Below are 17,466 nucleotides of genomic sequence, written 5' to 3'. Positions count from 1 at the left end.
CTCCCGTCGTCGTCGCCCGGCCGTCCTCGCCCCGGTCGCGGTGCCGGTCTGCTGCCCATACGCTCCGGAATGTGACGTCATCCTTGATCCGGGGCCGTCCGAGGCACGCCACCGGCCACATAGGGGTGCGGGTGGGGCACGCCGTGCTGGGCGGGGTGACCGGGGCGGTCTGGCTGGTGTTGCCGTTGATGACGACCCACGCCGAAGATCCGGTTCCCGCGGCGGCGCGCGAGCCGGTCGCCGCGGCCCGGGCGGACGGGGCGGCCGGCTCCGACTACGTCATGCCGCTGGTGGCGGTGGCCGCCGCCGGTGCGCTCGGCGGCTACGGGTACGTGCGGCGGGTACGGCGGTCCCGCACCCGGACCACGCCCGGCATCGTCCCCGTCGTCCCGCCGGTGCCCTCGCCCGCCGACGTCGAGCGGCAGGCCCGCGCCGCGCTGGTCCTCGCCGACGACTGCGTGCGCACCAGCCGCGAGGCGCTCGGATACGTCGACGGCGGCGAGGACGTGGCACAGGCGGTGCGGGCGGCCCGGGCCGAGCTGTCCGCCGCGTTCGCGATATGGCGGCGGTACGAGGAGGGGATACCCGCGGACGGCGCCGCCCGGCGGCAGGCGCTGGCCGGGGTGGTGGGGCGGTGCGCGGAGGCGGGGCGGCAACTGGACGCGGCGGCGGAGGGGTTCGACGCGGCGTGGGACGCGGGGGACGCGCTGGCGGTGGCCGAGAGGCGGTTCCGGGAACTGGCCGCGCGGACGGCCGGGGTGGCGGACGCGCTGGCCCAGGCCGCCGGACGGTACGGGAACGGGGCCGTCGGCTCCGTGGTGGGGTACGTCGAACAGGCCAAGGACCGGCTGGTGTTCGCGACCGGGCGGCTCAACCGGGCCCGCCGGGACGCCGACTCGGGCGACGGCGAGGGGGCGCGCCGTCAGGTGCGCGCCGCCGAGGGGGCGGTGGCACAGGCCGGGGTGCTGCTGGGCGGGGTGACCCGGCTCGCGGCGGACCTGCGCGGGGCGGCGGGGCTGCTGCCGGCCGCGCTCACCGGGGCGGAGGCCGAACTGGCGGGCGTCCGGGGGACCGCCTCGGCGTCCCGCCTGTCCCACGCCGACACCGTGCTGGCCGCGGTGCGCGAGGAGCTCACCGGCGGCCCGTACGACACGCTGGACGCGCTGCGCCGGGTGGTGCGGGCGGTGGAGGGCGCCGGGGGCGGCCGGTCGGGGGTGATCGCCGCCGGGGCGGAGCTGGTGGCGCGGAGCGCGCTGGGGGCGGCGGACGACTTCGTGGGGGTGCACCGGGGGGCGGTGGGGGCGGAGGCGCGGGCGCTGCTGGCGGAGGCGCGGCGGGCGGCGCCCTCGGACGCGGACCGCCTGGCGCGGCGGGCCCGGGAGCTGGCGGAGCGGGACGTACGCGCTCACGGCAACCCGTACGCCGGGGAGGCGACCCATGAGAGCGGGCTCGCGGGCGCGGTACTCGGGGGTGTGCTGCTCGGCGAGGAGGGGGACGGGGGGCCGGTGGTGACGTTCGGCGGCCCCGAGACACGGGTGCGACTGGGCTGACGCCCACCCGACCGACCACCGGACGCCCGCCGGGGTCGTCCACGCGGGTTCCCCGCGCCCCTGAGGGGGGTTCCGGTCGTCCCAACGGTGCAGCACCGTCGTGGCCGCTCGCGCAGTTCCCCGCGCCCCTGACGGGGGTGACGGTCGTCCCAACGGTGCGGCACCATCGTGGCCGCTCGCGCAGTTCCCCGCGCCCCTGACGGGGCGCCCCGTCAGGGGCGCGGGGAACTGCGCGAGCAACCCCCATGGCCCTGCACCCGTGGACCGGGGCGAGGCACCCCCCTGAAGGGGCGCGGGGAACTGCGCGAACAGCCCCCGCGGCGGCGCACCCGCGAACAGACCGTGACCACTCGCGGGCGACCCGTGTGGTCAGAACAGGCTCAGCAGGGCCTCCGCCGGGTCGGTGAGGCCTGTTTCGCCGTCCGGGAGGGGGAGTTCGAACCACACCGTCTTCCCGCGGGGCGTCCGCCGCGAGCCCCACGCCGCACTCAGCAGCCCGACCAGCTGAAGCCCCCGCCCGCCCTCGTCGGTGTCACGGGCGCGCCGCCGCCGCGGCTGGACCAGGCCGGAGTCCCACACCTCGCACACCAGCGTCCGGTCGAGCAGCAGCCGTAGCCGTATCTCCCCCTCGCCGTACCGCAGCGCGTTGGTGACCAGCTCGCTGACCAGTAGCTCGGCCGTGTCGACCAGCGGCTCCAGGTCCCAGCCGAGCAGCCGGCCGCGCGCGTACTCCCGGGCGCGGCCCACGCTGCGCGGCTCGCGCGGCAGCGTCCAGTCGCCGACCGACTCCGCGGGCAGCCCCTGGACACGTGCCATCAGCAGCGCGATGTCGTCCTCGCCGTGGTGCGTGTCGAGGGTGTTCAGGACGTGGTCGCAGACGTCCTCGAGGGGCTGCGAGGGGTCGGTGAGGGCTCCGACGAACGCCTGGAGCCCCTCGTCCAGGGGATGGTCGCGGGACTCGACGAGACCGTCCGTGTAGAGGGCGAGGAGCGCGCCCTCGGGGAGTTCGACCTCGACCTCCTCGAAGGGCTCGCCGCCGACGCCGAGCGGCATGCCGGGCGGCACGTCGAGCATCAGCGCGTCCTCGCCCGGTTCCACCAGGACCGGCGGCAGGTGGCCGGCGTTGGCGAACGTGCAGCGCCGGGTGACGGAGTCGTAGACCGCGTACACGCAGGTGGCCAGGTAGACCTCGGAGAGGTCGGCGTCGCGGGGCTGGCGGCCCGTCCGGGTGGCCTGCTGGACCCCGCCGGGGGTGCCGAGGCCGCGGGCGATCTCGTCCAGCGCCGAGAGGACCTCGGCCGGTTCGAGGTCGAGCAGGGCCAGCGTGCGCACGGCGGTGCGCAGTTCGCCCATGGCGACGGCGGCGCGCAGGCCGCGGCCCATGACGTCGCCGACCACCAGCGCCGTGCGGTGGCCGGGGAGTTCGATGACGTCGAACCAGTCGCCGCCGACCTCGGTCGCCGCGTTGCCCGGCAGGTAGCGGCAGGCGATGTCCAGGCCGGACGCCTCGGGGTCGCCGGGCGGCAGCAGGGACCGTTGCAGTATCAACGCGCGTTCGTGCTCACGGCGGTACAGGCGCGCGTTGTCGATGCAGACCGCGGCGCGTGCGGCCAGTTCGACGGCCAGATCGCGGTCGCGGTCGCCGAACGGCTCGCTGCCCTTGGTGCGGGCGAACTGGGCGAGGCCGACGACCGTGTCGTGGGCGACCATCGGCACGGCGAGGGTGGACTGGACGAGCCCGCCCTCCTCGGCCGGCACGTGCTGCGGGCGGGCGGTGCGCAGGGCGTCCGCGCACGGCGAGTTGAAGGGGTAGTGGTGGACCGCGCCGACGGCGACGGGGGCGCCGCCGCCCACGAAGGGCGCGTCGGAGACCGCGCTGGCGAACGCGACCCGGCGCAGCTCCGCGCTCCCGTCGGAGTGGCCGGGCGGCCGCTCGTCGCCCGCGAGCAGGCCCTGGTAGAGGTCGACGGTGGCGAGGTCGCAGAAGCCGGGCACGACCACGTCGAGGAGTTCGCGGGCGGTGGTCTCCAGGTCAAGGGAGTTGCCGATGCGGGCGCCCGCCTCGTTGAGGAGGGCGAGATTCCGCCGGGCCGCGGCGGCCTCGCGGGCGGCGGCACGGCGGGCGGTGATGTCCAGGCCGAGCCAGGCGATGCCGATGGGACGGCCGGTGCCGCTGTGCACCCGGTAGAGGTTGATGGACCAGTGCCGGCGCTCCTCGGAGCCCGGCACGAAGCCCGTGACGTGCATGTCCGTGATGGAGTTGCCGGTCTCCAGGACCCGTCGCAGGGTGGCCGCGACCCGGTCGGCCTCCGAGCGCGGCAGGTAGTCGTGGACGCCCTTGCCGCGGTGGTCGTCGGGGGTGCCGCCGAAGATCGAGGAGAACCGCACGTTGGCGCGGCGGATCCGCAGGTCGGGGTCGATCAGCAGGAAGCCGAACGGAGATTGACCGAATATCGACTGCGAGGCGGCGAGGTCGGTCTCGATGCTGCGCAGGGTGCGGACGTCGACCACTATGCAGACGGCGGCGTTCTCGCCCTCGGCGGTGCGGGTGGGCATGACGTAGACCTCGGCGAGGCCCTCCTCGCCGCGCTCGCCGTCCGCCGTGTCGGGCATCCGGAAGGGGACCACGCCGGTCCACTCCCGTCCGTCCAGGATCTCGGCCATCTTCCGCTGGCCGTGTTCGCGCAGGTCCGCGTCGACGAACGCCTCGATGGGATCCATGCCGACGGCACGCTCGGCGGAGATGCCGAAGAGCTGCTCGGCACGCAGGCTCCACTGGTCGACCAGGCCGCCGGCGCCGATGGAGAACGAGGCGACCTTGATGTAGTCGTAGATCGAGCCGGGTGGGCTGCTCTGCCACACGGCGTCGCCCGGGGCCGCGGTCGCCTCCGCGGTCCCTGCCCTCGCGCCGTCCGACGGGTCCTCGGACTCCGTGGCCTCAGCTGGTATCTCGCTCACGCGAACCGTCCCCTCCAGCTCACCGCATCCGGCACCGGTCACCGGAGGCGGCTGCCCGCAGTATCCAGCACTACGGCGCCGCCTGACACGGTGTTCACGATCACAGCACGGTCCCGACGATTTCCGGACCGGGCCGTGACAACACTTCCAGTCTTCTAACCAGGGAACACGCCCTCGAACCACCCGTTCCGGCACCCGTTCTCCGGCCACTCCCGAGAGTGGACGACGTAGCACTGCGTGTACACCCCGTTCACGCCGTCCCGGGGACCGCCAGCTCGAACCAGACGGTCTTGCCGGTGCCGCCGGGCCGGGTTCCCCAGCTCCGCGAGGACCCGGCGACCAGTTGGAGGCCGCGGCCGCTCTCGTCGTCGGGGCCGGCGGCGCGCTCGCGGGGCGGGTCCGGGAGCGGGTCGGAGACCTCCACCCGGAGGGTATCGGCGAGGTCGGCGGGGCGGACCAGGCGGACGCCGATGGGGCCGGTGGCGTGTCTCAGCGAGTTGGTGACCAGCTCGCTGACCAGCAGGGCGGTGATGTCGGCGAGGGTGCCCAGGCCCCAGCCGGTCAGTTGGTCACGGACCGCGGTCCGGGCCGTGCGCACGGCACCCGGTTCCGCGGGAAAGGTCCACTCGACAGTGCCACCTTCGGTGTCGATCACACCGATCACTTCCCAGTCGCTTCCCCGGTGACGAGCCCGGACCTGTCCGGTTTCATGGGGTTAATGGGCACATACCCGATTACTGGGGGCCAGTACCGCGCGGGAGGGTGCACTGTGGCACGAACGGCTTACGCCGGCGGGCGAGCGCCCCGAGGGGCGGGGAGCCGCGGACACCGGGCCGCCGCGGGCGCGCGGCGGCCGGCCGCACGCCCCTATCCGGCGGTGTTCCGCGCCGCCTCCAACAGGCCGGCCACCTCGCGCACGGCCGGTACGTCCTGGTCGAGCCAGTCCACGTCCCAGAGTTCGTCCCGGGTCAGCCAGCGCAGGTCGTCGTGGTCCTGGAGGGGTTCGGGGGCGGCGGAGGCGGGGTGCAGGCGGGCGGCCCACACCCGCAGGACGTACGGCTCCCGCAGCGGCCACTCCCCCGGCACCCGGGCCACGGCCTCGGCGGCCACGCCCAACTCCTCGCCAAGTTCGCGCACCAGGGCGGCTTCGGGGCTCTCGCCGGGCTCCACCTTGCCGCCGGGCAGCTCCCAGCGGCCGGCCAGGTCCGGGGGCGCGCTGCGGCGGGCGGCGAGCAGGCGGCCGGCGTCGAGCAGGGCGGCCGCGACCACCACGATCCGTTCACTCATGACCCGGAGCCTACGGGGAGGCGGTGCGGGCCTCAGTTGCGCGTGGCGTCCCCGCTGCCGTTGGCGAAGCCGATGCGCTCGACCCAGTAGAGCTGCTTGTGCCCGCGGTCGTCGAGGCTGTCGGCGATCTTCTGCGCCTCGGCACGGGTCGCGTACCGGCCGACCCGGTAGCGATTGCCGTTGTCGTCCTGCCGTATGACGAGCCACGGGAGAGAGACCGTGCCTTCCGTCATCGCGCCCCTCCGTCTCTCCCGGCTCCCGCAAGTCCCCGCCCAGCCAAGGAAACCGCACTCCGCATATGCCCGAGCGTACGCCTAACCTTCACGCAGCGAATACGCCTTTTCACAAAGAGGTACGCAACCAGCCAGAACGGCGGGGGCGCACGATGACGAGTGCGCCGTGCGCAGAGGCGGTGTCCCGCGTCGCGGGCATGCCGTGGAGAGGCCGGACCACCTGGGAGAACGGCCGGATCGCGTCGGCCGGGTCAGGATCCCGACAGAGACGGTGAAGTCGTCAACTACCGCGAGGGTGTGCGCTACTTCACGGGCAGGTGGTACGCGGCGCGGTAGCGGTCGGCCGGGATGACGACGTCCGCGGTCTCCACCGCGCGGCCGGAGGCGTAGTACGTCCGCTGGATCACCAGGACCACGTGGCCGGGGACGCCGCCCAGGGTGAGCAGTTCCTCGGCGAGGCCGGGGCGGGCGCCGACCTCCTCGGTGACGTTGTCCACGATGACGTCGATGGCCCGCATCCGCTCGACCACGCCCATGCCGCCCAGGGGGCCCTCCTCGGGCAGCATCACGGGGGTGCGGCCGGTGACGGCGAGGGGCTCCCAGGAGGTGGAGAGCATCATCGGCTCGCCCGCGTCCCGGAACAGGTAGCGGGTGCGCATCACCCGGTCACCGGTCTGGATGCCGAGCCGGTCGGCGATCACGGCACCGGCCACGGCCTGCTCGCTGCTGGACTCCCAGGTGCCGCGCGCGGCCGCCTCCGACTGCTCCTGCCGGAACGGGGTGGCGCCGCCGACCGGGCGGAACCCGGAGCGGGCCACCCGCCGGGGCACCGGCCGCTCCCGCACGTAGGTGCCGGAGCCGGAGCGGCCCTCGACCAGCCCCTCGGCCATCAGCACCTTGCGGGCCTCCAGGGCGACGGTGTCGGAGACGCCGTACTCCTCGCGGATGCGGGCCTGGGAGGGCAGCCGGGTGTGCGGGGGCAGCGAACCGTCGGCGATCTTCTTGCGGAGATCACCCGCGACACGCAGATACGCCGGCTGTTCACCGAAAGTCACTGGCCGCTCCCATCAGGTTGTACAGACAGCAACAGCCTGGCAACCGTGGGTTCCGCCATGCAAGCAAAGGCCAGAGAATCACTCGATGTGATGACATGCGGCCGGGGAACGCTTTACGCAGGCACTTTCTCCCCGCTATGGCCGTGATCACACCTGCATGCCGGAGCCACTTCCCTCGCCCCCGGAGTCGCCGCCCCCGTCCTCGTAGGCGGGCGGGACCGTGAAGAGGCCCAGAGCATCGCGTACCGTCACCGCACGGTGCGGATCGATCAGTTTGTACCCCTTGTCGTAGTGCACGTAGAAGGTGTCGGCATCCGGTGCCTTCGCGGCCTCGGCCCACTCGGCGCGCGCCTTGTCCAGGCCGGCGGCGAGGGCGCGGACCGGCTGCTCGGTCCGCGCGGACCACTCGTACGAGCGCAGCATCGCCGCCTGCTTGCCGAGCGCCGTGGACACCCGGCCCGCCCACGCCTTGTTGCCGGGCAGGTCGTCCTCGACGTACGCGGAGTCCGGCGCGGTGTCCAGGGCGGCGTTCAGCAGGTGCGCGGCCTTCAGGTAGGCGACCTGCTCGGGGGCGTAGGAGTCGGCGTCCGCGTGGTAGGAGCTGGTGAGCTTCCTGCCCTTCGTGGCGCTGCCGAAGGCGCAGACCACGCTGCGGTCGCCGGTGGCCCAACTGTCCTCGCTGGGCGTGAAGTAGTACACGGCGACGTCGTCGGGGACGGCCCACAGGTCGAAGGCGTAGGTGTCCTCCAGGGCGTAGCAGCGGCGGTCCGCGGAGGCGCCGGACGCGTCGTCGCCCGGGTAGCCGGTGCCCTTCAGGTCGTAGGTGGCGAAGACCTCGGCGTCGTGCGGGTCGTCGCAGGCGACGTGCGTGACGTGGCTGACCAGGTCGCCGGTGAGGGTGCCGCCGGGGGTGTCGAAGCAGTCGCCGGTGGACAGCGACAGGCTGGAGCTCTCGCTCGCGCCTTCCTTGACGCCCTTCCAGAAGTCGCCGGCGCCGCCGGTCGCGAGCGCCGCCACCCACAGGGCGAGCCCGACCGCGGAGAGCAGCGACCCGACGACCGCCATCGCCCTGCCGCGCTCACCGCGCCTGCGGATCTGTCCCAGGGCGACCAGTCCCAGCACCAGCCCGACCCCCGGCAGGCAGCACAGCAGCCCGAGCACGAGGGAGGCGATGGCGAGGCCGTTGACGGGCGCCGGCAGGGTGTAGGGGCCGTAGCCCTCCCCCCAGGGCTGGTACGGCGACGGGTAGGGCAGCTGCGGCCCGTAGGGCCCCTGCGGGTACTGCGGCTGCGGGTACTGCGGGTACTGCGCCGGGCCCGCCTGGGGCGGCTGGTAGGGCCCTTGCGGCTGCTGGGGGCCGGGGGGCGGAGGTATGGACACCGGTACCGTGCTTCCTGAGGGGGCGTCTGGCCGCGTGTGACGGACGGCTGAACTGACGTACGACTGCGCGCATCGTAAGCGCGCCGCGAACGGGGGCGGAACGAGGGCGGGCGCCGCGGGCGCGCACGTCAGCGTCCGGGCCGGTCCCTGCCGCCACCGGCCGAGTACTCCTGGGAGGACGACGAATGAACGAGACCGTCGGCGCCGTCAACGCGCTCACCGCGGCGTGGGCGCAGCGGACCAGAGGGGGCACGGTCTTCTCGGCCGCCGGCGTCTGGCCGCTGCTGGCCTTCCTCGCCGACGGCGCGGAAGGCACCGCCCGGGACGAACTGACCCGCGCGGTCGGCCTGCCGCCCGACCAGGCCGCGGCCGGTGCACGGGAGTTACTGGCCGGGCTCGCCTCGATGCACGGTGTCGGGGCGGCCCTGGGACTGTGGACCGACCGCGCGCTGGAGCTGCGCGAGCCGTGGGCGGCCGGACTGCCCGCCGACGCGCACGGGGTGCTCGGCGCCGATCCCGCGGCCTCCCAGGAGGCCCTGGACGCCTGGGCGGCCCGGCGCACCGAGGGGCTGGTCGACCGGATGCCGGTCACGCTGACCGAGGGCGCGCGCATGGTGCTGGCGACCGCGCTGGCCCTGCACACCGACTGGCGGCAGCCGTTCGAGGAGACCGTGCTGCGGCCCGGCACCGGACCCTGGCAGGGCCGTACCCTGGCCGGCCTGCGCCGCAGCAGCGTGCGCACGGACCGGATCGGGGTGACCGCGGGCCCGGACGGACACGTCACCACGGTGAAGGTGCCCGGCGGCAACGCCCTCGACGTGCATCTGCTGCTCGGCGAGGAGGGGATGGCGCCCGGACAGGTGCTGCGGACCGGGATAGCCGTCCTGGAGCGCGCGCTGCCGGTGACGAGCGGCGGCGCGCTCCCGTACGGGCAGGCGGGGCCCGGCGTGACCGTGGAGCGGCAGCCGTCGGCGACCCCGGACCCGGTGCGGCTGGACGTGACGACCGTCGGGTTCCAGGTGCGCGCGGACCACGATCTGCTGCACCTGCACGGCCTGTTCGGCCTCTCGACGGCCGCCGGCACCCGCGAGGGCCACTTCCCCGGCATCAGCGCGGCGCCGCTGGCCGTCGGTGCGGCCGGGCAGTCCGCGGTCGCGGAGTTCGGACCGCTGGGCTTCCGGGCCGCCGCGGTGACGGCCGTACTGGCGGCGCCGGGCGGCGGTCCGCCGCGGTACGGGCACGAGTCGACCGTCGTACGGACCGTCTTCGACCGCCCGTTCGGCTTCCTCGCCGTGCACCGCGACAGCCGCCTGGTCCTGACGGCGGGCTGGGTCACGGACCCGACGCCGGCCGGCTGACCGCCGCCGCGGGCCGGACGTCCGCACACGGCGGTCGCCGTGTGCGGACGGGGCGTCACCTCGCGTGCGGGGCGCTGCCGGTGATGCGCAGCCGGAGCGTGCGGGCCTCGGGGCGCAGGGCGAACTCCGGCCACACGTCAGGGCCGCAGGCCCGGGAGCCGAGTCCGTGCTGGGCCGCGTCGATGATCAGGTGGCTGGTGGCGGACTCCGGGAGCTCGTGGGGATGGGCGGCGCGGGCGAGCTGCTGGGGGGTGTGCCGGGCCAGGGTGAAGCCGGGGCGCCGTCCCCGGGTGTCGGGCAGCGCCGTCAGGTGCAGCACCTCCGTGCCGGCGCTGGTCAGCGTGAGCCGGCGCAGCCCGGAGCGGTGGCCGGTCTCCTGCGGGCGGGCGTAGCCGGCCGCGAGGTCCTCGACGGCGGCGGAGAAGCGGCCGGTGCGGGCCGCGCGGAGGCTGTCCGGGTACGACTCGTGCGGGCCGAGGCCGAACCAGTCGGCGCCGTCCACCGGGGCGGTCCCGTCGGGCAGTTCGAAGCGCACGCCGACCCGCGGCCACACCGTCCGCCAGCCGCGGGCGGGCTCGATCTCCACGCGCAGTTCCAGCTCGCCGTCCTCGACGGACCACACCGACTCCACCGTCACCGACAGCGCGGAGTGCGCGGCGGAGACCCGGTCGACGGTGCGCAGGGCGTTTGCGGTGCGGGCCACCGCGATCCGCCGCGTGGTCAGCCGGTCGAGTCCGTCGCGGCGCCACAGCTGGGCGCTGGAGACCTCCGGCAGGGCGTCGTCGCTGCCCTCCAGCCGGTCCGAGGTGCCCTCGTCGTTGTCGGTCGGCGCCCGGAACAGCTCCAGGCGCGGACCGGTCACGGCGCGCCCGGCGAGCCGGGTCAGGGAGCCGCCGGTGAACTCGGCGATGCCGAGGGCGAACGTGCCCTCGTCCGGCAGCCAGCCGGTCAGGCGCCGGCCGGCGGGCACGGGCCGCCGCACCGAGCGGTCCTGCTGGGCGGTGGCCACCTCGTGTCCCGCGGGCGCCCAGGCGGTCTCGGCCGCCAGCACCGCCTCGATTGTCAGCCAGGTCTCGGCGTCCGGCGCGACCGGGACGGCCGGCAGCGGCACCCGCGCCGACTCGCCCGCGGCCACCGGTGCGACCTCCAGGTCGCCGGAGGCCACGACGGTGCCGTCGTGCTCGACGCGCCAGCGGAAGGCGAGGTCGGCGGTGTCCGCCGAGTGCCGCAGGTTGGTGACGGCGAGCCGGTCGCCGTCGAAGGCGAACCGGATCGGCTGGACGACCGCCTTGAACTCGTGCAGGCCCGGCGTCGGCACGTCGTCGCTGAGCACCATGCCGTCCATGACGAAGTTGCCGTCGTGCACGACCTCGCCGAAGTCGCCGCCGTAGGCGTAGTACGGCGTGCCGTCGGCGGTCCTGGCCAGGATGCCGTGGTCGCGCCACTCCCAGACGAACCCGCCGTGCAGCCGGGGGTGGCGGTGGACGAGTTCCTCGTACTGGTCGAGCGCGCCGGGCCCGTTGCCCATCGCGTGGGCGTACTCGCACAGCAGGAACGGCTTGGTGCGCTGGCGGGCGCCCTGGGCCGGGGTGCAGCCCAGCAGCGGGGCGTCGGAGCCGTCGGTGCCGATCTGCTCGGCCTCCGGCACCGTCGCGTACATCCGGGAGTACACGTCGGTGTAGTCGCCGGTGTAGTCGCCCTCGTAGTGCACGGGGCGCTCGGGGTCGCGGGCGTGCGTCCAGGCCGCCATGGCGGCGAGGTTGACGCCGGTCCCGGCCTCGTTGCCGAGCGACCACATCACGACGCCGGGGTGGTTCTTGTCGCGTTCCACGGTCCGCTCGATGCGGTCCAGGCAGGCCGCGCGCCAGGCCGGGTCGTCGGTCGGGTTGCCGGTCCAGTCGCCGTCGTTGTCGAAGCCGTGGGTCTCCAGGTCGCATTCGAGGACGACCCAGAAGCCGAGTTCGTCGGCCAGGTCCAGCAGCCGGGGGTGCGGCGGGTAGTGGCTGGTGCGGATGGCGTTCACGTTGAACCGCTTCATCCGGGCCAGGTCCTCGCGGGCGTGCGCCTCGTCGAAGACCCGGCCGCGCTCGGGGTGGGCCTCGTGCCGGTTCATGCCGTGGAAGACCACCCGGCGGCCGTTGACCAGGAAGCGGTCGCCGCGGATCTCGACGGTGCGGAAACCCACCCGCAGGGTGACGGTCTCGGCGGCCGAGGAGACGGTGGCGTCGTACAGGCAGGGCTCTTCGGCCGACCACGGCCGCACGGCGGCGACCTCGACGGGCGCCACGTCGGACGCGGTCCGCCAGACCTGCTCGACGCCCAGTTCGGGGACGCGCAGGGTGACGGGGAAGGCGCCCGGGTCGGCGGTGATCTCCGCCTCGATCCGGCCGCGCCCGTCGTCGTACCCCGTCCGCAGCCAGACGTCCTCGATGCCGCCGGCCGGGCGGGCGAGCAGGGTGACGTCCCGGAAGATGCCGGGCAGCCACCACTGGTCCTGGTCCTCCAGGTAGCTGGCCGCCGACCACTGGTGCACCCGGACGGCGACGACGTTGTCCTCCCCGGGGCGGACCGCGGACGTCACGTCGAACTCGTGGGCCAGCCTGCTGCCGCTCGCGCTGCCGATCTCGACGCCGTTCACCCACACCTTGAACAGCGACTCGACGCCGTCGAAGCGCAGCAGCACCCGCTCGGCGTCCGACCAGCCGCCGGGGAGGCCGAAGCGGCGGCGGTAGTCGCCGGTGGGGTTCTCGTCGGGGACGTGCGGCGGGTCGATCGGGAACGGGAACTGGATGTTGGTGTAGATCGGCCGGCCCCAGGCGCCGTCGCCCTCCAGCACCCAGTGCGCGGGCACCGGTATGCCCTCCCAGCCGTCGTCGTCGAAGCCGGCGGCCGCGAAGTCCTCGGCGACGGCCGCGGTCGGCGACAGCCGGAAGCGCCAGTCTCCGTTCAGCGAGAGGGCGGGGGCGTCGGAGTGCAGCCACGAGCGGGCCGGGCGCAGGGCGCCACGCCAGGGGGCGGTGTCCGATACGTACGCGGAGTGCTCGGAGGGCAAGGGTTCACAACTTTCTGCGTGAGGGGGTGTGGTGCCGCTAGCGGAGGACGACGGTGCGGATCTCCCAGGGTCCGAGGGCGAGCGTGAGCCCGTCCTCGGTGACCGGCTCGGCGCCGGCCGGCCGGCCGAGCAGGTCGACGGTGGTGGCCTCGGTGAAGTCGCCGGTCACCCGGACCTCCGACGCGGTGTCCCGCAGCGCCGCCAGCCGTACCTCGGTGCCGGGCCCGTGCTCGGGGTCGGTGATCCGGCGGATGGCGGAGACCTCGACGTCCCGGCCCTCGACCCGCAGTCCGGTGGCGTCCGGGGGCAGCGGGCCGCCGCCGGGCGCGGTGCCGCGGGCGACCAGGACGCCGGCCCGGAACTCCTCGGCGAGCGCGACCGCGTCCGCGTCCCGCCAGCCGCCCGCCGAGGGCAGCACGGCGATCCGGTTCTCGATGCGCATGCCCAGGTCCTGGGCACCCGGGACGGGGATCTCGCTCGCCGCGGGTTCGTCGCGCAGCGGGTGGATGTTGACGCTGATCGAGCCGATGGCGCGCAGCAGGGTCAGGGCGAGGGCGCGGCCGTCGTCGACGAGTTCGTACTCGGTGGTGTGGTCGAGCAGGACGGTGGCCGGGCCAGCCGACACGAAGGAGCCGGCCGGGAAGGTCGGCAGCGGGTACTCGCCCCAGCCGCCCTCGGCGGTCAGCCCGCGCTCGGTGACGGCGAACTGCCCGGCCGACGCGGAGACGGTGACGGGTGCGGGCAGCGGCACGTGCAGGCGCAGCCGGTGGTCGGCGCTGCCGTTGAGGAACGCGGTGGAGATCCGGACGAACGGCTCGCCGGCGCGGACCTCGACCTCCATGTCCACGGGCGTCGCGACGGTGTCCGCGGCGCGCCGGTCGCGGTCCCCGGCGGCGAGCGCGGCCGGCCAGTCGTAGACGCGGGTGACGCGGAGCCTGGCCCGCAGCGGGCCGCGGTCGAGAAGTTCGACGCCGACCCGGGACGGCTCGGACACCAGGACGTCGTGCGCCGGGGGCGCGTAGTTGTAGCTGTCGCCGCGGTCGCCGCCGTCGGCCAGGCGGCCCACGCCGGTCAGGACGGTGCCGTCGGCGCCGGTCACCTCCAGGGTGCCGTCGGCGGCCACGGTGACCTCGACCAGGCCGTTGGCGAGGCGGTCCGCCGTCGCCGTCACCGGCGGCACGGCCGGGGCGGCGGAACGGCCGGCCGGACCGACCCGGAAGGCGGCGAGGCCCGCGGGCGGCACGGGCACGGCGGCCAGGGCGGTGGTCCGGGCCTCGGCCAGGGTCAGCACCCGCCACTCCCCCGGGTGCGCGGCCGCCGCGGCGGCGACCTCGCCGCGCAGCGTCATCAGGTCGAAGGCGCCTGCCGGCGCCTCGGCGAGGTGGAAGACCAGGGAGTTCGGGGTGAGGTCGTAGCGGTCGATGAGCAGGCCGAACAGCTCGCGGCGGTGGATGCGGCGCAGTACCCGCTCCAGCTGCGAGGCGTCGAGGCGTTCGTCGCTGAGGACGGTCGGCGCCTCGGAGATCCGCTGGACGGGGTGGACCGTGCCGTCGGCGGTGGTCGCGACCAGGTCCCGGCCGTCCGGGGCGGCGACGACGTCCACCTCGACCAGGGCGGTACGGGGCACGGGCAGCGGGTTGGCGACCAGGTGCGCGTCGCTCGGCACCAGGGCGGCGCGCTCGGCGAGGGCCGCGTCCCGGACCGCCCGCGCGGTCTGCGCGGCCTCGGCGAGGCGGGCGGCGACCTGGTCGCAGGTCTCGTCGGTGCCGGAGCCGACCACCGAGTCGTGCGCGGTCGACTCGATGATCTTGTGCCAGGCGAGGTCGAGGAAGTGCGACTCGTCGCGCCGGGACCACAGCGCGTTCATCCGCTCGGCGTGGTCGACGGTCCGCTCGGCGAGCGCCATCCGCTGCTTGAGCCCGAGCCGCACGGAGAGCACGCCCGGCAGGATGTTGCCGCGCACGTGGCTGCGGAGTTCACCGGTGACGACGGCGCTCACCTCGTCGCGGACGTGCCCGCGCAGGTACTCGTCGAGGGTGGCGACGGTGATCGGCCGCTGCTCGCCGGAGGCCTTGCGCAGCCAGTCGGCGAGGTCCGGGTGGGGTGCGTTGTGGTCGGTGCCGGCCATGGCGAGCAGCGGGTCGCCGCCCCAGCGTCCGGCGGTCTGTTCGGCGTACTCGGCGAGCGCCTCCCGGATCCGGCCGGGCACCAGCAGGACGTCGAGGCCGTTGTCGTACCCGTCGAAGAGGAACTCGGTGCGCACCTCGGAGCCGTCGGGGGCGCGCCAGCGGAAGGCGTGGCCGCCGACCGAGCCGGGCACCCCGCGCCACAGGGCCGCGTGCGCGATGCCGGCCCGCGCCAGGATCTGCGGCATCTGCGCGACGTGGCCGAACATGTCGGGGAGGTAGCCGATGGGCATGGCCCCGCCGAGGCGCTCCGCCGCCGCCCAGCCCATCCGGAGGTTGCGGACGATGGTCTCGCCGGTGCACAGGAACTCGTCGAGCAGGATCAGCCAGGGCCCGACGGCCAGCCGGCCCTCGCGGACCAGGGCGGCGACCCGGTCGCGGTTCTCCGGGCGCATCTCCAGGTAGTCCTCGACGGCGGCCATCTGCCCGTCGACGGTGAACCGGAAGTCCGGGTCGGCGTCGGCGGTGGCCAGCACGGTGTCGAGGGCCGTGACGAGGCGGTGCCGGAACACCTGGAACGGCTCGTACCACTCGCGGTCCCAGTGGAAGTGGGGCACGAAGACGGCGGAGTCGGGCATGACGGGGGGCACCTTCCGGGTGGTCACTTGAGGGAGCCGGCGGCGAGGCCGGTCCGCCAGAAGCGCTGGAGCAGGATGAAGACGATGATCACGGGCACGATGGAGACCAGCGAGCCGGTGATCACGGACTGCTGGAGGAGCGGGGCGCGGGCGGTCTGGCCGTTCCACTCGTACAGCCCGAGCGTGATCGGGAACAGGGACTCCTTCTGCAGCATCACCATCGGCAGGAAGAAGTTGTTCCAGATGGCCACGAACTGGAACAGGAAGATGGTCACCAGGGCCGGTGTCATCAGCCGGAACGCCACCGAGAAGAACGTCCGGAACTCGCCCGCGCCGTCCAGCCGCGCCGACTCCAGGAGTTCCTGCGGGACCGCCGCGTTGGCGAAGATCCGCGCGAGGTAGACGCCGAAGGGGCTGACGATGCTGGGCAGCAACACCGCGAAGTAGGTGTTGACCAGCCCGGTCGCGGAGAACAGCAGGAACAGCGGCAGGGCCAGCGCGGTGGTGGGCACCAGGACGCCGCCGAGGATGACGGAGAACAGGAACTCCCGGCCGCGGAAGCTGAACTTGGCGAGCGCGTAGCCGCACAGCGCGGAGATCAGGGTGCCGACGGCCGCGCCCAGCACCGCGTAGATCACGGTGTTCAGGGCCCAGCGGCCGAAGATGCCGTCGCTGCGGGTGAACAGGACGTGCAGGTTGTCGAAGAGGTTGAAGTGCGAGAACGCCAGGCCGTTGGTGGTGGCGAGGTCGCCCTGCGGCTTGGTCGCGGCGACGACCAGGAAGTAGACCGGCAGCAGGAAGTACACGGCCAGCAGCAGCATCAGGCCCATGACGGCGGTCCGGCTGACGCGGCTCTCTTTGCTCACGGAGGGGTGGTTGCTCACAGTCCGGCCTTCTTCGAGGTCAGTCGCATGAACCCGAAGCTCAAGACGAAGGTGATGACGGCGATGACGACGGAAATGGCGGCTGCCTGCTGGTAGTTGTTCCCGGAGGCCACCGTGTAGGCGAGCATGTTCGGGGTGAACGTGCTGGAGATGTTCGAGGAGATCTGGCGCAGCACGGCCGGTTCGGCGTACAGCTGGAGGGTGCCGATGATCGAGAACACCGTCGTCAGGACGATCGACGGGGCGATGATCGGGACCTTGACGCGCCAGGCGATCGTCCAGTTGGAGGCGCCGTCGAGCTTGGCGGCCTCGTAGAGCTCCTGCGGGATCGACTGGAGCGCCGAGAACATGATCAGCATGTTGTAGCCGGTCCACAGCCAGGTGGAGACGTTCGCCGCGGACCACAGCACGGCACCGGGGCCGAGGAAGTCGGGGTGCAGCCCGACGCCGTTCAGCAGGTCGACGACCGGGCTGAGCTGCGGTGAGTAGAGGTACGACCACATGATCGCGGCGATCACGCCGGGCACCGCGTACGGCATGAACGCGACGATCCGGAAGAACCCCTTGGCCCGCAGCAGCGGGGTGTCCAGGAGCAGCGCGATGATCAGGGCGACGAACAGCATGACCGGCACCTGCACGATGCCGAACAGGCCGATGCGGCCGATGCTGGACCAGAACTCGTGGTTCTGGAAGACCTGGACGTACTGCTCGAAGCCGCCGAAGGCCGTGTACGAGGTGCCGTACTGCCCGCCGCTGCGGCGCACCACCCGGAAGCTCTGCCACAGCGCGTAGCAGACCGGAACCAGGTAGAAGAGCAGGAACGGCAGGAAGAACGGGGTGACGAAGGCGGCGACGGTGCCCAGGCGGGGGCCGCCGCCGTCACGACGACGGCGGCTCCCGGACGGCGGCACCGCGCGGCTCGGGCGGGTCGCGATGTCGGTCATA

Annotated in this window: 12 protein-coding genes; 2 read left to right on the top strand and 10 right to left on the bottom strand. The window is 74.1% G+C overall.

The window, feature by feature from the left end; all coding sequences use genetic code 11:
• The first annotated feature begins 71 nt into the window (after nucleotides 1–71).
• A complete protein-coding gene (locus tag ACIQOE_RS17130) occupies nucleotides 72–1,550 on the top strand; it encodes a hypothetical protein (RefSeq protein ID WP_401412169.1) in 1,479 nt (492 codons plus the stop codon).
• 369 nt (nucleotides 1,551–1,919) lie between these two features.
• Here ACIQOE_RS17130 and ACIQOE_RS17125 read toward each other — a convergent pair whose 3' ends face one another.
• The 6 genes from ACIQOE_RS17125 to ACIQOE_RS17100 all read right to left on the bottom strand — a co-directional run bounded on the left by ACIQOE_RS17125 (nucleotide 1,920) and on the right by ACIQOE_RS17100 (nucleotide 8,463).
• Nucleotides 1,920–4,508, bottom strand: coding sequence for a SpoIIE family protein phosphatase (locus tag ACIQOE_RS17125; protein WP_365563171.1), 2,589 nt, complete (start codon nucleotides 4,506–4,508; stop codon nucleotides 1,920–1,922).
• Nucleotides 4,509–4,758: 250 nt separating this feature from the next.
• Nucleotides 4,759–5,172: an ATP-binding protein gene (locus ACIQOE_RS17120; protein WP_351318892.1), complete on the bottom strand. Its 414-nt coding sequence runs from the start codon at nucleotides 5,170–5,172 to the stop codon at nucleotides 4,759–4,761.
• A 203-nt stretch (nucleotides 5,173–5,375) separates the two neighbouring features.
• Nucleotides 5,376–5,795 carry a (deoxy)nucleoside triphosphate pyrophosphohydrolase gene (locus tag ACIQOE_RS17115; RefSeq protein WP_365563173.1) on the bottom strand — a complete coding sequence of 140 codons (420 nt, stop codon included), beginning with the start codon at nucleotides 5,793–5,795 and terminating at the stop codon, nucleotides 5,376–5,378.
• A 32-nt stretch (nucleotides 5,796–5,827) separates the two neighbouring features.
• Nucleotides 5,828–6,028: an SPOR domain-containing protein gene (locus ACIQOE_RS17110; protein ID WP_351318888.1), complete on the bottom strand. Its 201-nt coding sequence runs from the start codon at nucleotides 6,026–6,028 to the stop codon at nucleotides 5,828–5,830.
• Between the two features lie 302 nt (nucleotides 6,029–6,330).
• Nucleotides 6,331–7,083 carry a GntR family transcriptional regulator gene (locus ACIQOE_RS17105; protein ID WP_351318887.1) on the bottom strand — a complete coding sequence of 251 codons (753 nt, stop codon included), beginning with the start codon at nucleotides 7,081–7,083 and terminating at the stop codon, nucleotides 6,331–6,333.
• Between the two features lie 147 nt (nucleotides 7,084–7,230).
• On the bottom strand, nucleotides 7,231–8,463 hold the full coding sequence (locus tag ACIQOE_RS17100) for a DUF4190 domain-containing protein (protein WP_401412165.1): 1,233 nt from the start codon (nucleotides 8,461–8,463) through the stop codon (nucleotides 7,231–7,233).
• 185 nt (nucleotides 8,464–8,648) lie between these two features.
• On the opposite strand from ACIQOE_RS17100, the gene ACIQOE_RS17095 reads away from it, so the two are divergent.
• Nucleotides 8,649–9,821: a serpin family protein gene (locus tag ACIQOE_RS17095; protein ID WP_399012297.1), complete on the top strand. Its 1,173-nt coding sequence runs from the start codon at nucleotides 8,649–8,651 to the stop codon at nucleotides 9,819–9,821.
• Nucleotides 9,822–9,876: 55 nt separating this feature from the next.
• Here ACIQOE_RS17095 and ACIQOE_RS17090 read toward each other — a convergent pair whose 3' ends face one another.
• Genes ACIQOE_RS17090 through ACIQOE_RS17075 form a run of 4 tightly spaced genes read right to left on the bottom strand, consistent with a single transcriptional unit; the run spans nucleotide 9,877 to nucleotide 17,465 of the window.
• Nucleotides 9,877–12,873 (bottom strand): glycoside hydrolase family 2 TIM barrel-domain containing protein, encoded by a 2,997-nt coding sequence (locus ACIQOE_RS17090; RefSeq protein WP_401412162.1) that lies wholly within the window; start codon nucleotides 12,871–12,873, stop codon nucleotides 9,877–9,879.
• A gap of 37 nt (nucleotides 12,874–12,910) precedes the next feature.
• Nucleotides 12,911–15,637 (bottom strand): alpha-mannosidase, encoded by a 2,727-nt coding sequence (locus ACIQOE_RS17085; RefSeq protein WP_401412160.1) that lies wholly within the window; start codon nucleotides 15,635–15,637, stop codon nucleotides 12,911–12,913.
• 23 nt (nucleotides 15,638–15,660) lie between these two features.
• On the bottom strand, nucleotides 15,661–16,467 hold the full coding sequence (locus ACIQOE_RS17080; RefSeq protein WP_401412538.1) for a carbohydrate ABC transporter permease: 807 nt from the start codon (nucleotides 16,465–16,467) through the stop codon (nucleotides 15,661–15,663).
• Between the two features lie 50 nt (nucleotides 16,468–16,517).
• Entirely contained in the window at nucleotides 16,518–17,465 is a 948-nt protein-coding gene (locus ACIQOE_RS17075) for a carbohydrate ABC transporter permease (RefSeq protein ID WP_401412158.1), read from the bottom strand.
• Between the last annotated feature and the right edge of the window lies 1 nt (nucleotide 17,466).

The sequence above is a fragment of the Streptomyces sp. NPDC091282 genome, assembly GCF_044757385.1.
GTDB classification, from domain to species: domain Bacteria; phylum Actinomycetota; class Actinomycetes; order Streptomycetales; family Streptomycetaceae; genus Streptomyces; species Streptomyces gramineus.
The sequence above is the reverse complement of the archived record's forward strand: the minus strand, read 5'-3'. Positions and strand labels throughout refer to the sequence as shown.

Coding starts and splice junctions, on each gene's coding strand:
- ACIQOE_RS17115 (WP_365563173.1), bottom strand. CDS start 5,795: ATGAGTGAACGGATCGTGGTGGTCGCGGCCGCCCTGCTCGACGCCGGC.
- ACIQOE_RS17110 (WP_351318888.1), bottom strand. CDS start 6,028: ATGACGGAAGGCACGGTCTCTCTCCCGTGGCTCGTCATACGGCAGGAC.
- ACIQOE_RS17095 (WP_399012297.1), top strand. CDS start 8,649: ATGAACGAGACCGTCGGCGCCGTCAACGCGCTCACCGCGGCGTGGGCG.
- ACIQOE_RS17085 (WP_401412160.1), bottom strand. CDS start 15,637: ATGCCCGACTCCGCCGTCTTCGTGCCCCACTTCCACTGGGACCGCGAG.
- ACIQOE_RS17080 (WP_401412538.1), bottom strand. CDS start 16,467: ATGGGCCTGATGCTGCTGCTGGCCGTGTACTTCCTGCTGCCGGTCTAC.
- ACIQOE_RS17075 (WP_401412158.1), bottom strand. CDS start 17,465: ATGACCGACATCGCGACCCGCCCGAGCCGCGCGGTGCCGCCGTCCGGG.